The sequence below is a fragment of the Cytobacillus sp. FSL H8-0458 genome, from assembly GCF_038002165.1.
In the GTDB taxonomy this organism is placed as follows: Bacteria; Bacillota; Bacilli; order Bacillales; family Cytobacillaceae; genus Cytobacillus.
On the sequence record NZ_JBBOBR010000001.1, the window covers coordinates 3,856,798 to 3,874,550 of the forward strand.

The following is a 17,753-nucleotide window of genomic DNA, read 5'->3' on the forward strand; positions in this document are numbered from 1 at the left end:
TGATCTCCTTGCCGCTCATCGTCCTCATGGTTTGTGCTCTTACTTATTTTTAAATAAGAGAAAAAAACTAAGATGGCGATTACTCGGTTATTGCTTCTTCATTAACATTATCTAGTTTTCAAAGAACGAATCTTTCACTGAGAGATTGAACTCTCAAAACTGAACGAACAAAGAACGTCACGTTTCTTGTAAATATTCCTTAGAAAGGAGGTGATCCAGCCGCACCTTCCGATACGGCTACCTTGTTACGACTTCACCCCAATCATCTGTCCCACCTTAGGCGGCTGGCTCCAAAAGGTTACCCCACCGACTTCGGGTGTTACAAACTCTCGTGGTGTGACGGGCGGTGTGTACAAGGCCCGGGAACGTATTCACCGCGGCATGCTGATCCGCGATTACTAGCGATTCCGGCTTCATGCAGGCGAGTTGCAGCCTGCAATCCGAACTGAGAATGGTTTTATGGGATTCGCTTAACCTCGCGGTTTCGCAGCCCTTTGTACCATCCATTGTAGCACGTGTGTAGCCCAGGTCATAAGGGGCATGATGATTTGACGTCATCCCCACCTTCCTCCGGTTTGTCACCGGCAGTCACCTTAGAGTGCCCAACTGAATGCTGGCAACTAAGATCAAGGGTTGCGCTCGTTGCGGGACTTAACCCAACATCTCACGACACGAGCTGACGACAACCATGCACCACCTGTCATCCTGTCCCCCGAAGGGGAACGCCCTATCTCTAGGGTTGTCAGGAGATGTCAAGACCTGGTAAGGTTCTTCGCGTTGCTTCGAATTAAACCACATGCTCCACCGCTTGTGCGGGCCCCCGTCAATTCCTTTGAGTTTCAGCCTTGCGGCCGTACTCCCCAGGCGGAGTGCTTAATGCGTTTGCTGCAGCACTAAAGGGCGGAAACCCTCTAACACTTAGCACTCATCGTTTACGGCGTGGACTACCAGGGTATCTAATCCTGTTTGCTCCCCACGCTTTCGCGCCTCAGCGTCAGTTACAGACCAAAGAGTCGCCTTCGCCACTGGTGTTCCTCCACATCTCTACGCATTTCACCGCTACACGTGGAATTCCACTCTTCTCTTCTGCACTCAAGTTCCCCAGTTTCCAATGACCCTCCCCGGTTGAGCCGGGGGCTTTCACATCAGACTTAAGGAACCGCCTGCGCGCGCTTTACGCCCAATAATTCCGGACAACGCTTGCCACCTACGTATTACCGCGGCTGCTGGCACGTAGTTAGCCGTGGCTTTCTGGTCAGGTACCGTCAAGGTACCGGCAGTTACTCCGGTACTTGTTCTTCCCTGACAACAGAGTTTTACGATCCGAAAACCTTCATCACTCACGCGGCGTTGCTCCGTCAGACTTTCGTCCATTGCGGAAGATTCCCTACTGCTGCCTCCCGTAGGAGTCTGGGCCGTGTCTCAGTCCCAGTGTGGCCGATCACCCTCTCAGGTCGGCTACGCATCGTGGCCTTGGTGAGCCGTTACCTCACCAACTAGCTAATGCGCCGCGGGCCCATCTGTAAGTGATAGCGAGATGCCATCTTTCAGCTTTTCCTCATGTGAGGAAAAGAGTTATCCGGTATTAGCCCCGGTTTCCCGGAGTTATCCCAGTCTTACAGGCAGGTTGCCCACGTGTTACTCACCCGTCCGCCGCTGACTTCAGGGAGCAAGCTCCCATCTGTCCGCTCGACTTGCATGTATTAGGCACGCCGCCAGCGTTCGTCCTGAGCCAGGATCAAACTCTCCATATAAGAGTTGATTAAGCTCGTTTTGTCTTTTCAAAAAAGACTAATGATTAAACGTTGACGTTTTGTTCGTTCAGTTTTCAAAGATCAATCCGCCGCTCAGAAGCGACTTTATTAATATATCATTTCTCAATCACTTCGTCAACAACTTTTTTTAAAATCTTTGAAATGCTGTTAGCGTCTCAAGCGACTGTTTTTCTATAATAACACCTGTTGCCCAGAGGGTCAACAAGTTATTCAAAAAAGCACAAATAATTTTGTTATCCTATCAAATAAAAAGAAACCAGCTGTTTGAACCGCAGCTGGCTTCTTCTATATTATATATTATTGTTTTGAGATGACGATGATATCCTTTTCTTTAAGGTCAACAGCGCCCGGCTTATTAATTTTGATTGCTTCACCCTGTTGAAGGTTTGTAAATACGATCGGCGTAATAATGGAAGTGGCGTTCTCCCCGATATAATCAAGATCCACTTTCAATAGCGGCTGTCCCGCTTCTACACGGTCATTCTCTGCAATTAACGCTTCAAACCCCTGACCCTTCAGGTTAACCGTATCAATACCCACATGGATCAGGATTTCGCGGCCCGAATCTGAAAGGATGCCAATCGCATGCTTTGTTGGGAACATGTTAACAATTTTCCCGTCCACCGGTGATACAACAGTTCCTTCCGCAGGTACAATGGCAAAACCATCCCCCATCATTTTTCCTGAGAATACAGCGTCAGGTACTTCCGTGATCGGTTTGATTTCTCCTTTAATTGGTGAAATGAATAGGTCTTCCTTGTGCTCAGTCTGAAGAGCTTCAGGATTTACTTCTTCAATTTGCTGTTCAACTCCGCCTTCTGGAGCTTTTTCAACTGCGCGCGGTCTTTTGCCGCTCATAATGTCTTTCATTTGGCCTTTGATTGTTTCAGATCTCGGGCCAAAGATAGCCTGAATGTTGTTTCCAACCTCCAGTACTCCAGACGCACCAAGTTTCTTCAAGCGTTCTTTATCTACATTTTTAATATCGTTTACAGATACACGAAGTCGAGTAATACAAGCATCTAGATGAGCGATGTTTTCCTGTCCGCCCATTGCATCAAGGACTTCATATGGAAGATCTCCGCCTTTACCTGAATCAGCAGATTCTTCATCTTCAACTTCTTCACGGCCCGGAGTCATTAAATTGAATTTGCGGATGGCAAATCGGAAGCCAAAGTAATAGATCACAGCAAATACCAATCCAACCGGAATAACAATCCAGGCATTTGTCTGAGGGTTGATTAAACCAAATAAGATATAGTCAATCAAACCGCCTGAGAAAGTCATGCCGATTTTTACATCCAAGAGATGCATGGTCATAAACGAAAGACCTGCAAACACTGCGTGCACAGCAAACAGGATCGGAGCTACGAATAAGAATGAGAATTCAAGCGGCTCTGTAATACCAGTTAAGAAGGAAGTTAACGCCGCAGACGCCATAAGGCCTCCGACTACCACTTTCTTTTCGGGACGTGCTTCATGATAAATCGCTAATGCAGCTGCAGGAAGACCGAACATCATGAACGGGAATTTACCAGTCATGAATGTACCTGCAGTAAGATTTTGGACGTTGTCACTGATTTGCGCCATGAAAATCCGCTGGTCACCGCGTACTGTTTCACCTGCATTTGTTACATACTGTCCAAATTCATACCAGAACGGAGAGTAAAAAATATGATGCAGACCAAAAGGAATCAGCGACCGTTCAATTAAGCCAAATATAAATGCTGATAAAGTCAGGTTCGCATGAACCATGTTTTGTGAGAAGGCATTTAATCCTTCCTGGATTGGAGGCCAAATAACCAGCATCAGCAAACCGAGGACTACTGATGTTGCAGCCGTAATAATGGGAACGAAACGTTTCCCGGCAAAGAATCCTAAGTATGAAGGAAGTTCGATTTCATAGAATTTGTTGTATAATGCAGCAGCGATAATCCCAACTATAATACCGCCGAATACACCAGTCTGCAGAGTTGGAATTCCTAAGATATTCGCATAATTAAGTCCATTTACATCCTCTGCCGTTATTCCGGCAGCCGTACCCATTGTCACGTTCATAATCAAATAACCGATAATGGCAGCAAGCGCAGCTACACCTTCACCGCCTGCCAAACCAACAGCTACACCAACTGCAAATAGCACCGGCAGGTTGGCAAAGACGATATCCCCTGCTTTTTGCATAACCTGGGCAACGATTTCAACCCCGCTGTTATCCAGGAGCGGAGCCAGTTCGAGCAGCGCCGGATTCTGCAGAGCCGCACCAAGAGCAAGCAGGATCCCCGCTGCAGGCAGCAAGGCTACAGGAAGCATCAAGGCTTTTCCGACTTTTTGCAGGACGCCAAATACTTTTTTAAACATATGTTAACCTCCTAAAATTTTTACTCATTAAGCGTTTTCATTTAATAGCGGCAACCATTAAAAAATAAAAAAGGCATGAGGAAAAAAGGATAGAATTCAGGTGCTACAAGGGTATCATACCCTATTTGCCTAGATTCCATTACCTTTCTTCACTCATGCCTGATCGAATCAGTAACACGTAAAGACTTGCCATTTCTGGACAAGATAATATCGCAATTAATTTATTTTCTTTTGCAGTCTTTGCAGATGCATAGTCAGATAAACAGCTTCTGCGTTATAGACTGGTTTTTTTAATGTTTGCTGCATTACTTTAATGAGCTTCCAAGAGAGATTGTAGCATACCGGGTATTCTTCTTTCAAGAGTGAAGTTATTTTTTCCGGTTCTTCAACAACCTCGCCTTTGTTAACCCTTTCAATGGTGAAGCGGATGTGGCGGACAAGCCTCATATAATCAATGCTGCCTTTATCAATTTGAATATCCAGCTGGTCTTCAATCATGTTAACAAGATGGGTCACCAGCTGAGAATGCTGATTCACTTCGGATAAATCACGGTTCATAACCGCACTGTGAACATGGAGGGCAATAAACCCAACCTCTCCTTCAGGCAAATATATACCTGTACGATGCCCTATAAGGTTTACAACTTCCTGGGCTATTTCGAATTCAAATGGGTACAATGTCTTCGTTTCGACCAGAAAAGGATTTCTCATTTCCATCCCTTTCTTCAGGCGTGTTATCGCAAACATTAAGTGATCCGTTAACGCAACGTGGATATGTTCATTAAGCATGGAGTTCGCCCTTTGTTTTATCAATTGGATGGAGGAGATAATTGCTTCAAGCAATTGATTATCCACATAGGGCATGAGCTTCAGATAATTCTCCTGCTCTTTTTCATTTTTAAGCACAAAGAGCTTTTCAACCAAAGCAGAATCGATTGGCTGGCCCGATTTCCGGTTGAAGCCAATCCCTTTTCCAATCAGGACGACTTCCCCTAATGAATCATGGCTGCCAATAAGGACGTTATTATTCAATACTTTTTTTACCTTATACTCACCCATTCTCTTCTCCCCGCTCATTAAACAAATGTACTCTCATGGTATAAAAGCCTGTCCGGGAAGTCAACGGTTAAGAAAAGCGCAAGGCGCCCGCTTATCGGCGACAAGCATAAGACGGTCCCTGTAAGAAGGTGCTCCTTCCTTCTGGAAGGGAACGGCTTAGACCCGAGAGTCCCTAGGAGCCGAAACTAGATAAACCGAAATGCGGAGGCGACTGCTCAGGGACGACTAGCATAAGCCAATCCCTGCAAGAAGGTGTTCTTTCCTTCTGGAAGGGATTGGCTTATGTCTCGAGTCCCTAGGAGCCGAAACTAGACAAGCTTATGACCTCGAGCCGATGGCGCCTGGAGCTAGACAGTTATCGACGTTAAAGTTTTACTATCACTTTATAAAAAGAGACCCGCATCCCAGCGGGCCCCACATATCCTATTACTTCAGGAAAATGAAATACATAACGAATATGACAAACAGCACATACATAATTGGATGGATCTCTTTGATTCTTCCTTTTACAATCATGGTAATTGGATAGAAGATAAACCCGATTGCGATTCCAGTTGCGATACTGTAAGTCAATGGCATTGCAATAATTGTCAGGAATGCCGGAACAGCAATTTCAAACTTTGTCCAGTCAATGTTGCCTAATGATGCAACCATCAATACACCGACAATGATCAGTGCCGGAGCCGTCACCGCAGAAGTAATGACTTCTAAAAGCGGGAAGAAGAATAATGATAACAGGAAGAACCCTGCTGTGACAATCGACGCAAATCCTGTTCTCGCACCTGCCGCAACCCCTGAGGAGGACTCAATAAAGGAAGTTGTTGTGGATGTTCCGAATATCGCACCAACGACAGTTGCTGTTGAGTCCGCCAAAAGCGCTTTTCCTGCGCGAGGCAACTTATTTTCCTTCATAAGGCCTGCCTGATTGGCAACACCCACCAAAGTTCCCGCTGTATCAAAGAAGTCAACGAACAGGAATGTCAGGACAACGACCAGCATGCTGGTTGAGAAGAATGAAGGGTCGCTGTATGCCCCAAATGCCGCCCCGAAAGTTGGAGCCACACTTGGCACTGAATCAACAACCTTTCCTGGAACATCGATCAGACCGGCAATCATCCCAACAATCGTCGTGATCACCATTCCAATAAAAATTCCGCCATTAATACCTTTTGTCATCAGAATAACCGTGATGATAATTCCGAAAATGGCCAGAAGCACATTTCCATCAGAAAAATCGCCTAAACCTACAAGTACTGCATCATTATTAACAATTAGCCCTGCACTTTGAGCACCGACAAATGTTATAAACAATCCGATTCCGGCACTTACTGCATATTTTAATTCAGCAGGAATCGAGTTAATGATTTTTTCACGCAAACCTGATAGGGATAAAAGAATAAAAATAATCCCTGAAATAAGAACCCCGCCTAATGCATGCTGCCAAGGAATCCCCATCGTTAAAACAACTGTATAAGCAAAAAATGCATTTAATCCCATACCCGGAGCAAGTGCAATCGGATATCTGGCCAGCACACCCATCAATAGGGATCCAATTGCCGCAGCCACTGCTGTTGCCACAAATACTGCCCCATAGTCCATTCTCATGGCATCCGGCAAATCCGGTATATCCATTAACGATAAAGTAATCGGATTAACGACTAAAATATAAGCCATTGCTAAAAACGTTGTGAGTCCGCCGATGAATTCACGGCGATAATTAGTACCAAGTTCTTCAAACTGGAAGTACTTCTTCATTTCTTTTCCCCCTATTGGCTATCTTTATTTTCGCAATAAAAAAAACTCCGGTATTGAGTACCGGAGCATTGACAACTGGCTCGTGCTTGCCATAGGGAAAAACAAAGAGAATAAAGGCAAAAACATCCCTATTTGCACTTACCTCGTAGTCAAGCTATTTACGGCAGCTCGGTAGAAACTTTTGGGCCATATCCCCAAGATTATACGACGTAAAACGACATATTTAATTCTTTTTTATCATAGCACCTCAAAAAGTCCTAGTCAATAGAAAAAGCGAACATTTTCATGTCCGCTTTTTATTAATGTTCGTATTTTATTCCCACTCAATTGTTGCAGGCGGCTTGCTTGTAATATCGTAAACCACTCTGTTGACATGCGATACTTCATTAACGATTCTAGTTGAAATAATCTCCAGTACATCCCATGGAATACGTGCCCAGTCAGAAGTCATACCATCTATGGAAGTAACCGCACGGATTCCAATAGTATAATCATAAGTCCGGGCATCTCCCATTACACCGACACTGCGGATATCAGGCAGAACCGTGAAATATTGCCAAATGTCGCGATCAAGCCCTGCCTTAAGGATTTCCTCACGCAATATAGCATCAGACTCGCGCACAATTTCAAGCTTATCTTCTGAGATTTCCCCCAGTACCCGGATCCCTAATCCCGGGCCAGGGAATGGCTGTCTCCACACGATTTCATCCGGAATGCCAAGCTCTGTTCCCAATGCACGCACTTCATCTTTAAACAGAGTGTTAAGCGGCTCAATCAGCTTAAATTGCATATCTTCAGGAAGCCCGCCTACATTGTGATGAGATTTAATCGTCTGGGCAGTAGCTGTTCCACTTTCAATAATATCGGTATAAAGTGTTCCTTGTGCAAGGAAATCAATGCCTTCAAGCTTAGCAGCTTCATCATCGAATACATAGATGAATTCATTGCCAATGATTTTACGCTTTTGTTCAGGATCGCTCACACCTTTAAGCTTATTCATAAAGCGTTCCTGGGCATCCACTTTAATTACATTCATATTAAAGCCATCAGCAAATGTCTTCATGACGCCTTCTGCTTCATCTTTTCTCAGCAGGCCGTGATCCACGAAAATACATGTCAGCTGGTCGCCGATTGCTTTATGGATAAGGACGGCAACAACAGATGAGTCAACCCCGCCGCTCAATGCGCAAAGCACCTTTTTATCTCCAACTTCCTGGCGGATCTTTTCCATTTCAATTTCAATGAAGTTCTCCATTGACCAATCACCGGTACAGCCGCAAACACCGAACACAAAGTTTTTCAGCATATCATTTCCATGAACGGAGTGGCGCACTTCTGGGTGGAATTGAACAGCGTATAAACCGCGCTCTTCATTGCTCATAGCCGCAATCGGGCATGATGGATTGGTACCATCCACTGTGAAACCAGCCGGAGCCTCTACAACAAGATCGCCATGGCTCATCCAGACTGTCTGTTCCCGAGGAAGATCTGTAAACAATTTGGACTCGTTTTCAATCTTCATGATCGCCTTTCCGTATTCACGGTGCTTGGCAGGTTCTACTTTTCCGTCAAAGTGCATGGTCATCAGCTGCATGCCATAGCAGATTCCAAAAATCGGCAAGCCCAGTTCAAAAATTTCTTCATCACAGCGGAAGGCATTTTCGCCATAGACACTGTTAGGACCTCCGGAGAAAATAATTCCTTTCGGATTCATTTCCTTGATTTCTGCAGCTGTAATCGTATGCGGATGCAGCTCGCTGTATACACCAAACTCACGAATTCTGCGTGTGATTAACTGATTGTACTGGCTTCCAAAGTCCAGCACTACTATCATTTCCTGATTTTGAAGTTCTGTTTTCCCCGTCACACTGTTCACCTCATTAAATTTGTTATATTGCCTTTAGTCTTCTCTCCTGCAGATAAAATATCTAGTAAAAATATAATTTCTCAAGCATTTCATATATATCAGCGGGAAGCTGGACAATAAAAAAACCGGGACTCTTTCTCCACAAAAAAAAGTGAAGGCAGAATTCCGGTTCTCACGTATAGCAAAAAACTTCTTCTGCCTTCATAGTCAGATCATTTACGGCGATCCGGTAGAGACTTTCGAACCATATTATCGAGGATATATGAAGGTGCATGATTTAATTGTGTAAAACGGCAAAACCCGAACAATATGCCGCTGTCTTATTTGCCTATTGTAACAACAGCCACAAATCCCGGTCAAGCTATTGTCCTTTTAATTAAATTTTCCCACAATTCCTTCGTATCATTCCAGCTTCCTTCTTTCATGACTCCCCTGTAGACAAGCTCTTCGTAGCGGGCTGTCAGCCTGCTCATTTCCCTTGTTGAGAAAAAACTGTCAACATACTTGGCATAATCCCTTAAGGTTTGTCCGCTGTTCCGTTTTAACCCGTATCGGTCCAATTCTTTTAAAAGAATCAGGTAAGCCTTGGAGAAGTGCTCATCATTCCTTGTTCTTTTAAATCTCCAGATGAAATAATGAGGAAGCCATTTACCCCGTTTCTGGAAAAGCACGATAACAAGCAAAGCAGCTGCCAAAACGGCTGCTCCGATTACTTTCCAATGTTCTTTAAAGAAAGACTCTATATTGCCCCAAAGCTTTTCTAAAGTAAAAGGCGATTCTTTCGATGATGTTACTTCAGGCTTGTCCGGCTTGACAGGAGTCTCAGTCTCTTTTGGCTTTTCCGCTTCCGGCTCGCTCGTATTTTGGCCGGCAGTGTCAAAGTTGAACTGCACGTTATTATTAAAGCCTTGAGTTGGTTCAAATGGAACCCACCCAATTTCAGGAAAATAAATTTCCACCCATGAATGGGCATTGTTATTTGTTATTTCAAATAAACGGAGACCAGACCCGAGCGACTGTTTGAATTCTCCTTCCGTATAGCCCTTCACCCATCTTGCCGGCAATCCGATCGACCTCGCCATAACCACCATGGAGGAAGAGAAGTTGTCGCAATACCCCTGCTTGGTATCAAATAAAAATTGGTCAACATAATCCTCATTCTCATCCGGAACAGCTACGTCTGTCTGGCTGTAGGTATATTCTCCCCTTCGGAAATACCTCTCAAGCTCCCTGGCTTTTTCAAACCAATCCGGCTTATCCTGAGTGATTTCCTGCGCCAGGTCCCTGATCCTTTCAGGTAATTCTTCAGGCAGCTGTGTATATCGGGACAAAAATTCCTCAGGAAGTGATTCCGCTTTTGCTCCCGATGCCTTCATGGCAGTCACACTGTATTCAGGCACCGCAAAACCCAATTTGTAATCTTCCAATGCCATTGGCCGTCCGCTATCCAATGTACGAATCTTTTCTGTGGCTGTTTCCAGCTCATAGGTAATGAAAGGCGAGGCTTTAATACTTTTTAACCCTAATGGATACACCACGTGAGGGTAATTCATAAAAGTATAAACGGAGCTTACTTCTTCACTGGTTTCAATTGCATCGCTATCGATGAACGATGTAACCGGGATTTCTTCTCCCATTCCAAACGGAAGGTATTCCCCTTCAGGCTGGAAGGTTACCCATCCCTTGCCTGTATACGTATCCTTCGTTTCCACCTTCCAGTAATGACGGGACTCCACTTCCGCCTTGAAAACCACAGCGTTATCTCCTATAAAAGGGCCACCAAGGCGGGAATCGTCTTCACCATAGCCGATTTTCTGAATACCCGGGCCATCACTGCCGCTGTTTTGCCCATAGGATTTAATAAACGGAACAGGATCGGGCCAAATCGGTTCTGCCTTAGGGGCAGCAAATCCCAAGCCGGTGCTTAGCGCGATCAGGGCAGTCAGCGGAATCATCCATTTGCGCGACAGGGAGGCTTCTTTTTTCATCCCTTCCTGCTCCAGAAGACGATTAAACGTTAAGATGCCCATAACCGCAAAGCCCGCAATAACCGTCCTGACAATCGCCGCGTCTGCCGTGTAAGGCGTAAAGGTGTCAAGGACCGTTATATAAATGAGTGTCATGAAAAAGAAAATGAAAATCTGCCTGCGATTAATCAGCCAGTACTGAATCAGATAGGTCATCAGCCACAGCAGTATGAAAAAAAGCAGGCTTCTGAAAAGATTGGTTATGGCGGGCCAGTCTCTCTCAGCCAGCAAGCCAAAGTTATGCCACATATCCGATGCAAACGCGGCTATCCATGAAAACTGAAAAAAGGAGCCTTCAAAATACAAATAATGCAGCTCATATAAAATATAAAGCACCTTAATAGCACTGCTCATTACTGGACTTACGCCAAAGAAAGCCAGCAGGAGTGACAATACAAGGAACACAAGGAAAACGATAATATTCGATGTATCTGTCAGCTCTTCAACCGGGCGCAGCCATTCCCATAATAAGAAAAAGCCAAGAACATATAGAAGAAAGGTGGCAAAATCCTTTTGAACCCTCTGATAGCCCATCACTTGCCCACCCCCGAAAACACATCTGCAAAATGTCCGTTATGAACCAAAACGACCCGGATTCCCCTGGCATTCGCAGAGGCTTTAAGCGCCAGTTCGTCACCGGAAGGAGATTCATGTTCATTTTTGATTAAAAATATCGTCAAGACCCCATTTTTGGATGTAAAAAATCCGGCTTTCTCTATAAGTGCTTTTGTTAATTGTGCTGTAACAATCATCAGCTGACTGTTCTGCTGCAGAAGAAAATGCTCAGCTTCAAGAACCCGGTCCACGGATGCTGCCGAAGCATCTTTTATTTTTGCCAAATGATGAAACAGCTGGAGCTGGTGTGCTTCTCCGCCTCTGATCGGAAAAGCTGTCCGGGCTGCTGCAGAGGTCAAAAACCCAACCTGTGCTCCTTTACGGAGAATCGCCCTCACAATGGAAGCAGTAAACGAAACAATGGCCTCGAATCGGCTATCCGGTGCGCAGTCCATCAGAATGTAGACATCGTGAGACTGCCTTTGTTCAAATTCCTTGGTCATAATATCATTTCGCTTTGCGGTAGCTTTCCAGTTAATCCAGGAAAATCTGTCTCCCGGCTGATACTCCCTGATGCCGATTGCCATGGAAGTATCCCTTTGCACCCGCTCTTTTGAAGCAGTCATTCCCTGATCATAATGATGGGCCATAGGCTTATAGATCATTTCTTCATACGCCGGGTAGACAATCATCCTGCTCTCAGCAGTAGCTTGTCTTTCTTTTTCTATTAAACCGAGCAGATCACCCGTTTTAAAACGGACAGAGGCAAAAAAATGCTCTCCCCTCGGCAGACTGTTAATCTTGTATTGTATGGACATTTCCTTCTGAAATCCCGGAAATAAGAATCTCTTTGCCTCGTTTGACTTCCTGGCATGCAGGAGCTGTTCACTCATTTCATCCTCAATGACTAGGTACAATAAAGGAAAAGCAGATTCCCTGCTTATCTTCAAAGTAATCACAGCCTGCTCACCCGCATTGTATTCTGTTTTCGGCAGGATCCGCGCCACTTTAACGCTGTTTAATGAATAAAACGACAGACCAAGGGCGTATAAAGCAAACGGCACAAAGCTGTAAAACAAAAACCAGCTGACAAAGCCGCCCTGGAACATGGCATACGAAAAGGTGAACAAAATAAGCAGAAATAGCAAAATCAGCTTCCAGACACCTTTCAGTGTATTTAACAGCTGTTTCATTTTACTTCACTAGCCTTTGTACAGGGACAGACACCCTGGCAATGACCCGTCCCACCACTTCTTCAGCGGTAATGCCTTCAAATTTCGCTTCTGACCTTAAGATAATTCTGTGGACAAAAACAGCTGGCACCAAATACTGAATGTCATCCGGAAGAACATAATCGCGTCCATACATGAATGCATAAGCCTGGGCTGCTTTCATTAAAGCAATCGAACCGCGCGGACTGGCCCCTAAATACACACTGCTGTGGTTACGGGTTCCATTGGCAATTTCCACTATATAGCGTTTAATCGTTTGATCCACATGCACTTCTTTAATTTCTGTCTGCAGTGAACGCAATTCAGCCAGGTCCATTACCGTTTCCAGATCTTCTATCGGCGGAATGCGCTGCGCCCGGTTCAAGACCTCCATCTCATCCGCTATATCCGGATAGCCCATTTTCATTTTTAAAAGGAATCTGTCCAGCTGCGCTTCCGGAAGCGGATAGGTTCCCTCATACTCGATGGGATTTTGCGTTGCCATAACGAAGAAGGGTCTTTCAAGACGATGCGTCACTCCGTCGATGGTCACACTGCTTTCTTCCATTCCTTCAAGAAGAGCGGATTGCGTCTTGGGAGAGGTCCTGTTGATTTCGTCTGCTAAAATAATATTGCCCATAATGGGACCAGGCCTGAACTGAAACTCCATTTCCTTCGGATTATAGATGGATACACCTGTTACATCAGAAGGCAGCAAATCAGGCGTGAATTGGATGCGTTTAAATGCAGCTCCGACTGACTTAGCCAGCGCACGTACCATCATCGTTTTCCCGACACCCGGAACATCCTCGAGCAAAACATGTCCTTCCGCTAAAAGCGCCACTAGGCTTAACTCTGCGACATCCCGTTTGCCGATCATGACTTTTTCAATATTTCCTAATACCCTCTCAATTGCAGGGTGCATCTGATTTCGATCCATGTGAAATCTCTCCCCTTTATCTATATCTATAATTCCACTAATTTACAATTCCCCAGATTTAATTCTAACCTATTATATATTCGCTGTCGCGCTGGAAACTCCTGTGTTTTTCTTGGGATGGTTCTATCTTCTCAATGGTTATAAAACATAAATAAAGGCTGCTTCTCAGCAGCCAGATACCAGTTAGTTATGTCGTTTTCCATTCTGATCTATATAAAAAGATTCGATTAGTGTTCTTTCATAGGGCTTTCCATTCTCGGTAAGACCCTTTATTTCCGTTGTCACATTGTATACGCCTTCCTGTGAAAAATCGCTATCGGTCATGAGGCCAGGCTTTTCTCCTTTAGCTTCTTGCTGCAGCTTTTTCCCTGAAGAATCAAACCCGAAGCGGATCCATTTTGATTTAAAGGCTTTATGACTTTTCGCAGCCTTGCCCTGAATTTTATCATTTAACGGGCTGTTTAGTGTAACGGTGTATAGATACGATGCATTTGCCGGAGCCTTTAACAGCCAGCTTCCTGCTTCAGGATACTCAATTTCAAACTGGTGAATCCACGCTCCTTTGAAAAAATCGGATTCTTCTTTATACGCTTTTACCGTTTTATATTCTTTTCCGTCCGGACTGATTAATTTTAAAGCAGACAAATTCTTTTCACTTAAAAAAGAAACGGTTATGGAGTTCACATTATCCTCAACAGAAAACTGCTCACTAATTGCACTGGCAGCTTTCCCGCCTTTTACAATCGAATGGACGCGTGGCTTGCCGGCAGCGGCTTCTGAGCTTGAAGCTGAGAGAACTGCAGCAGGCTGAGTAATAGTGGTATAGGGCCTGAACACCTGGAATGTATAGGATCCTTCCCGAATGGTTGTATGATTCCAGCCGCCTTCCTGAACAATGGAAGCTCCAGGCAGCCGGGAATTAACAGCTGTCACAACACCATCATTTTTTCCGTACGTGCTCAGGTATAAACCTCCCCAGTAGGAAGCACTGCCAAGTGAACCCCATTTGGTGCCGCCAAGTGTATAATAACGATTTTTTCCAGCATTCTGATGGGAATCTGTAAGGCTTCGAAAGTATTGCATATTGCCTGTCTGAAGGGATTCGGTTGCTTCATTATTATTTCCGAGAAGAGCTGCAAGCCACCAGGCGGCGCTGCTGTGTGCAAGATCTGCAAGCTGGGTGCCATGATGAGGAGAGGATAGAGAGATGACGTTTGATACATATAGGTGGGCATTGTAATGCACAAGGGCTGTCTGAATGTCCACACCGCCTTTGCTATAGCCAATGACCACTAGCTTTTTTCCGCCAAAATGATGGTACATTTCCTGAAGCTTTTCAGCCAGAATGGCACCATTCGTCCACATATCCCGGTCATGATGAAGATCAATGAAGGCTGTTTCATATCCATTTGCCAAGGCCACTTCATACATATCATTTCCTTCATGCCAGACAGCTGACGAATTATTATAGCCGTGCACAAACACAAGAGGCGATTTGGAAGGGTCAATGCTTGAAGGTGTTTCTCCGGCATACCAGTAACCCGGAGTGCCGCTGTCATCACCGCCAAAACCGCCAGCCTTCACCATACCAGGGAAAATCAGCATCATACAAAAGATCACTCCTGCCAATTGTTTTATCAAGCTATTCCCTCCTAAACGGAGATCCGGACGGAAGCCCAGTCAATTTGATTTTATAATTTTCAGAATATTTATTGAAGGGTATTTCGGATTAATTAGCATTCATTAGGCAATAAAAAGATGAAAAAAGCCACAGGAACAAGCCCCATGACTTTTTGCAGTTTAGTATGATACACCTGTTCGGCTATGTGTTTTTTCAAACTCCGCTTGTTTCGGATCAAAGTATTTTTCATTGAAAGCTGCCACGAATTTATCATCCTTAATGTAGCCCGCTCCCCATGTTGGATCCATCGTGAGCCAGCTTCCATCCACTTTCACTTCAACCCATGCATGCTTCTGCGGCCAGAATCCGCCGAAAGCAGTTCCTTCAATAAAGCGGGCTTCCATGTTGCTGGCCCGAAGCAGAGCAATGGCCAGATAAGAATAATCCTGGCAGACGCCCGTTTTGGAATCAAGTGTCTTGAGCGCACTATCATCCCAGCTGAAGTCATCTGTTTCGAGCTTATTCACATCATATGAAACGCTCTTCGCGACATAATCATAGACAGCTTTCGCTTTATCCCTTTCACTGCTTATGCCTTCTGTCAGCTCTTGCGCCAATTCAGTAATTTGCGGCGCATCTGACTGAACGCCTCTTGAAGGAAGCAGATCCCGTTTATCCTCACCTGTGGATTCCACCTCAAATTTGGCAAATCCATAAAAGCGGAAATAATCACTATTCTCTTCCTTTATCTCCGGCACACTTAGTGTGACTTCATATGTCCCAGGACCAAACCTTAAATAAAAAGAATCATCGAACGTGAAGTCTTCTACAGGGATAACGTCCAGTGCTTCGTCTTCACCTTTTTTAGTGGTAATGTAAATATGATCTGTTTCAGGACCGAATTCTGCCTGCGGATCAATTTTTCCTTTTACAGAAAAGACACCTTCAGACTTCTCACCGCCATACTGAGGGTATTCAAGCGCCACTCCCCGCTCCTCATATGTTTTAGAAAATTCAATTGGGCTCATCGTCCTATCAGACTCGTTGTCTATTAAAATGGTTGTCGCTGTCTGATAGTAATTTTCCCTCTCTTTGTCAGGAACCAGCACCTCAAGCTTGTGCAGGCCTTTTCCGTAAAATAACGGCACATCATAAGCGAACTTGCCATCTTTAAGCGTAATGACATGCTTCCACATTTCCGATTCCTTATTCAGCTTTAGCATGATTGTATCGCTGTCTGTCAGACTTCCTGCTTCCCCTTTTAAATTGAATACTTCATTGCCTTTTATATAGCTTGACTCGATATCCAGGTCCAGATCTGCCTCCTGGCCAAACGGAGTGAACGTCACATCCCGCTCTGTATCCGGATTCACATTGTATACCGTGAAAGAGGCAAAATCATAATAATAATTCTCACTATCTGTGCTTGGGAGCTGAACCGTTACCTTATACTCGCCTTCCCCATTAAATAAACGGATGTTCTGCTTGAACTTCCCTTCTTTGATGGGTGCGTAGTATTCAAGATCGTTCCCTGCCGGTCCATCCTCTGTGGAACGAACCTTGATCCAGGCATAGTCTGATTTGAGATCAGAGTACTTCTCAACCTCTCCCTGCACAGCCACCTTGCCATTTGCCGCAAACTCCTTATACTCCGGGTTTTTCAGAGCTGCCCCGACTTCCTCGCTGTAAGAAGTCAGCTCAAGGGGTTCAAGCTCAAGTCCCTTATTTTTCTCTTTAACCAGTTTTTCATATTTGTCTTCTTCCTTTTTCTCCGCTTTGGCTTCTGAACTGCTTTCAGAGCTGCTGCAGGCTGAGAGGAAGAGGAAGCTGGTTAATAATACGATTAATATGGTGACGGGGCTTTTCTTTGGCATGGGTTCCTCCTTTTAGTTTCATTAATTGTAAATTTACATACGCATGTTATCCCTTAAAGTTTCAGAGACTCTGACCCTTGGCCTTTACACCATTAATTATGGATAATAATAAAATGAGCGCTTCCCACATTAGAGCCAAAACCAGGAGAACTGGGCCTCCTTCTTCACTCCAGCTCGATTTGTTTATATAGAGAAATAAGATGGCTAAAAACAACACCAAATTACTTTTCCAAAAAAATAAAAAACCTCTGTTAAATCGGAATTTCTTTTGCTTCCCTTTTGCAGTCAAAATCTCTCCCCCTCTCCCGGTTATTAACGATGTATTAATTAAAAACAGCCATCAGACTGAAGCCTGTAAAGATAAGAAAGAGAAAGAAAAATATAGATGCCAATTTATTAAGAATAATAGGAAGCCTATTTAACATATGCTGAATATGGTAATTCACACCTGAAGTGATAATAGCAATATATTTAAAACAATAGTCAAGGAAAGTCCTAGGCTGTTCATACACATTTACTTCATAGAGGGTAATAACTAGTTTTTGAACAAAAATAGAGAAAAAGGCAAAAACAGCATTTGCTGTAATCATTAGAGCAATATAAGAGCTTGGAATTGGAATATCTATCCCAGTCAGCATTAAAGAAATTAATGTCCATATTAGAAATACTGCAGTAAAGGCGATTAAATTTTTCATATTATTCTCCTTCCGA

Annotated in this window: 10 protein-coding genes, 1 rRNA gene and 2 riboswitches; all 11 genes read right to left on the bottom strand. The window is 44.3% G+C overall.

Going from position 1 to position 17,753, the window contains the following annotated elements:
• Positions 1 to 203: 203 nt before the first annotated feature.
• Positions 204 to 1,754: ribosomal RNA gene (locus NYE23_RS19285) — 16S ribosomal RNA — on the bottom strand.
• Between the two features lie 318 nt (positions 1,755 to 2,072).
• Positions 2,073 to 4,133, bottom strand: coding sequence for a glucose-specific PTS transporter subunit IIBC (ptsG, locus tag NYE23_RS19290; RefSeq protein ID WP_341080066.1), 2,061 nt, complete (start codon positions 4,131 to 4,133; stop codon positions 2,073 to 2,075).
• A gap of 216 nt (positions 4,134 to 4,349) precedes the next feature.
• Positions 4,350 to 5,192, bottom strand: coding sequence for a glucose PTS transporter transcription antiterminator GlcT (gene glcT / locus NYE23_RS19295; protein WP_341080068.1), 843 nt, complete (start codon positions 5,190 to 5,192; stop codon positions 4,350 to 4,352).
• Between the two features lie 426 nt (positions 5,193 to 5,618).
• A complete protein-coding gene (locus NYE23_RS19300; RefSeq protein ID WP_341080071.1) occupies positions 5,619 to 6,947 on the bottom strand; it encodes an NCS2 family permease in 1,329 nt (442 codons plus the stop codon).
• Positions 6,948 to 7,073: 126 nt separating this feature from the next.
• Positions 7,074 to 7,175, bottom strand: a riboswitch (purine riboswitch).
• 85 nt (positions 7,176 to 7,260) lie between these two features.
• Complete coding sequence (guaA, locus tag NYE23_RS19305) at positions 7,261 to 8,781, bottom strand: glutamine-hydrolyzing GMP synthase (RefSeq protein ID WP_341080816.1); 1,521 nt, start codon at positions 8,779 to 8,781, stop codon at positions 7,261 to 7,263.
• Between the two features lie 217 nt (positions 8,782 to 8,998).
• Positions 8,999 to 9,100, bottom strand: a riboswitch (purine riboswitch).
• Between the two features lie 70 nt (positions 9,101 to 9,170).
• Positions 9,171 to 11,375: a DUF4129 domain-containing transglutaminase family protein gene (locus NYE23_RS19310; RefSeq protein WP_341080073.1), complete on the bottom strand. Its 2,205-nt coding sequence runs from the start codon at positions 11,373 to 11,375 to the stop codon at positions 9,171 to 9,173.
• Positions 11,375 to 12,589, bottom strand: a complete 1,215-nt coding sequence (locus NYE23_RS19315) for a DUF58 domain-containing protein (RefSeq protein WP_341080076.1) — start codon at positions 12,587 to 12,589, stop codon at positions 11,375 to 11,377. The genes NYE23_RS19310 and NYE23_RS19315 overlap by 1 nt, the downstream gene beginning before the upstream one ends.
• A 1-nt stretch (position 12,590) precedes the next feature.
• A complete protein-coding gene (locus NYE23_RS19320; RefSeq protein WP_341080079.1) occupies positions 12,591 to 13,547 on the bottom strand; it encodes an AAA family ATPase in 957 nt (318 codons plus the stop codon).
• A gap of 183 nt (positions 13,548 to 13,730) precedes the next feature.
• Positions 13,731 to 15,188 carry an esterase/lipase family protein gene (locus tag NYE23_RS19325; RefSeq protein ID WP_335687765.1) on the bottom strand — a complete coding sequence of 486 codons (1,458 nt, stop codon included), beginning with the start codon at positions 15,186 to 15,188 and terminating at the stop codon, positions 13,731 to 13,733.
• 159 nt (positions 15,189 to 15,347) lie between these two features.
• A complete protein-coding gene (locus NYE23_RS19330) occupies positions 15,348 to 17,042 on the bottom strand; it encodes a transglutaminase-like domain-containing protein (protein ID WP_341080087.1) in 1,695 nt (564 codons plus the stop codon).
• A gap of 323 nt (positions 17,043 to 17,365) precedes the next feature.
• Positions 17,366 to 17,737, bottom strand: a complete 372-nt coding sequence (locus NYE23_RS19335; protein WP_335687769.1) for a hypothetical protein — start codon at positions 17,735 to 17,737, stop codon at positions 17,366 to 17,368.
• Between the last annotated feature and the right edge of the window lie 16 nt (positions 17,738 to 17,753).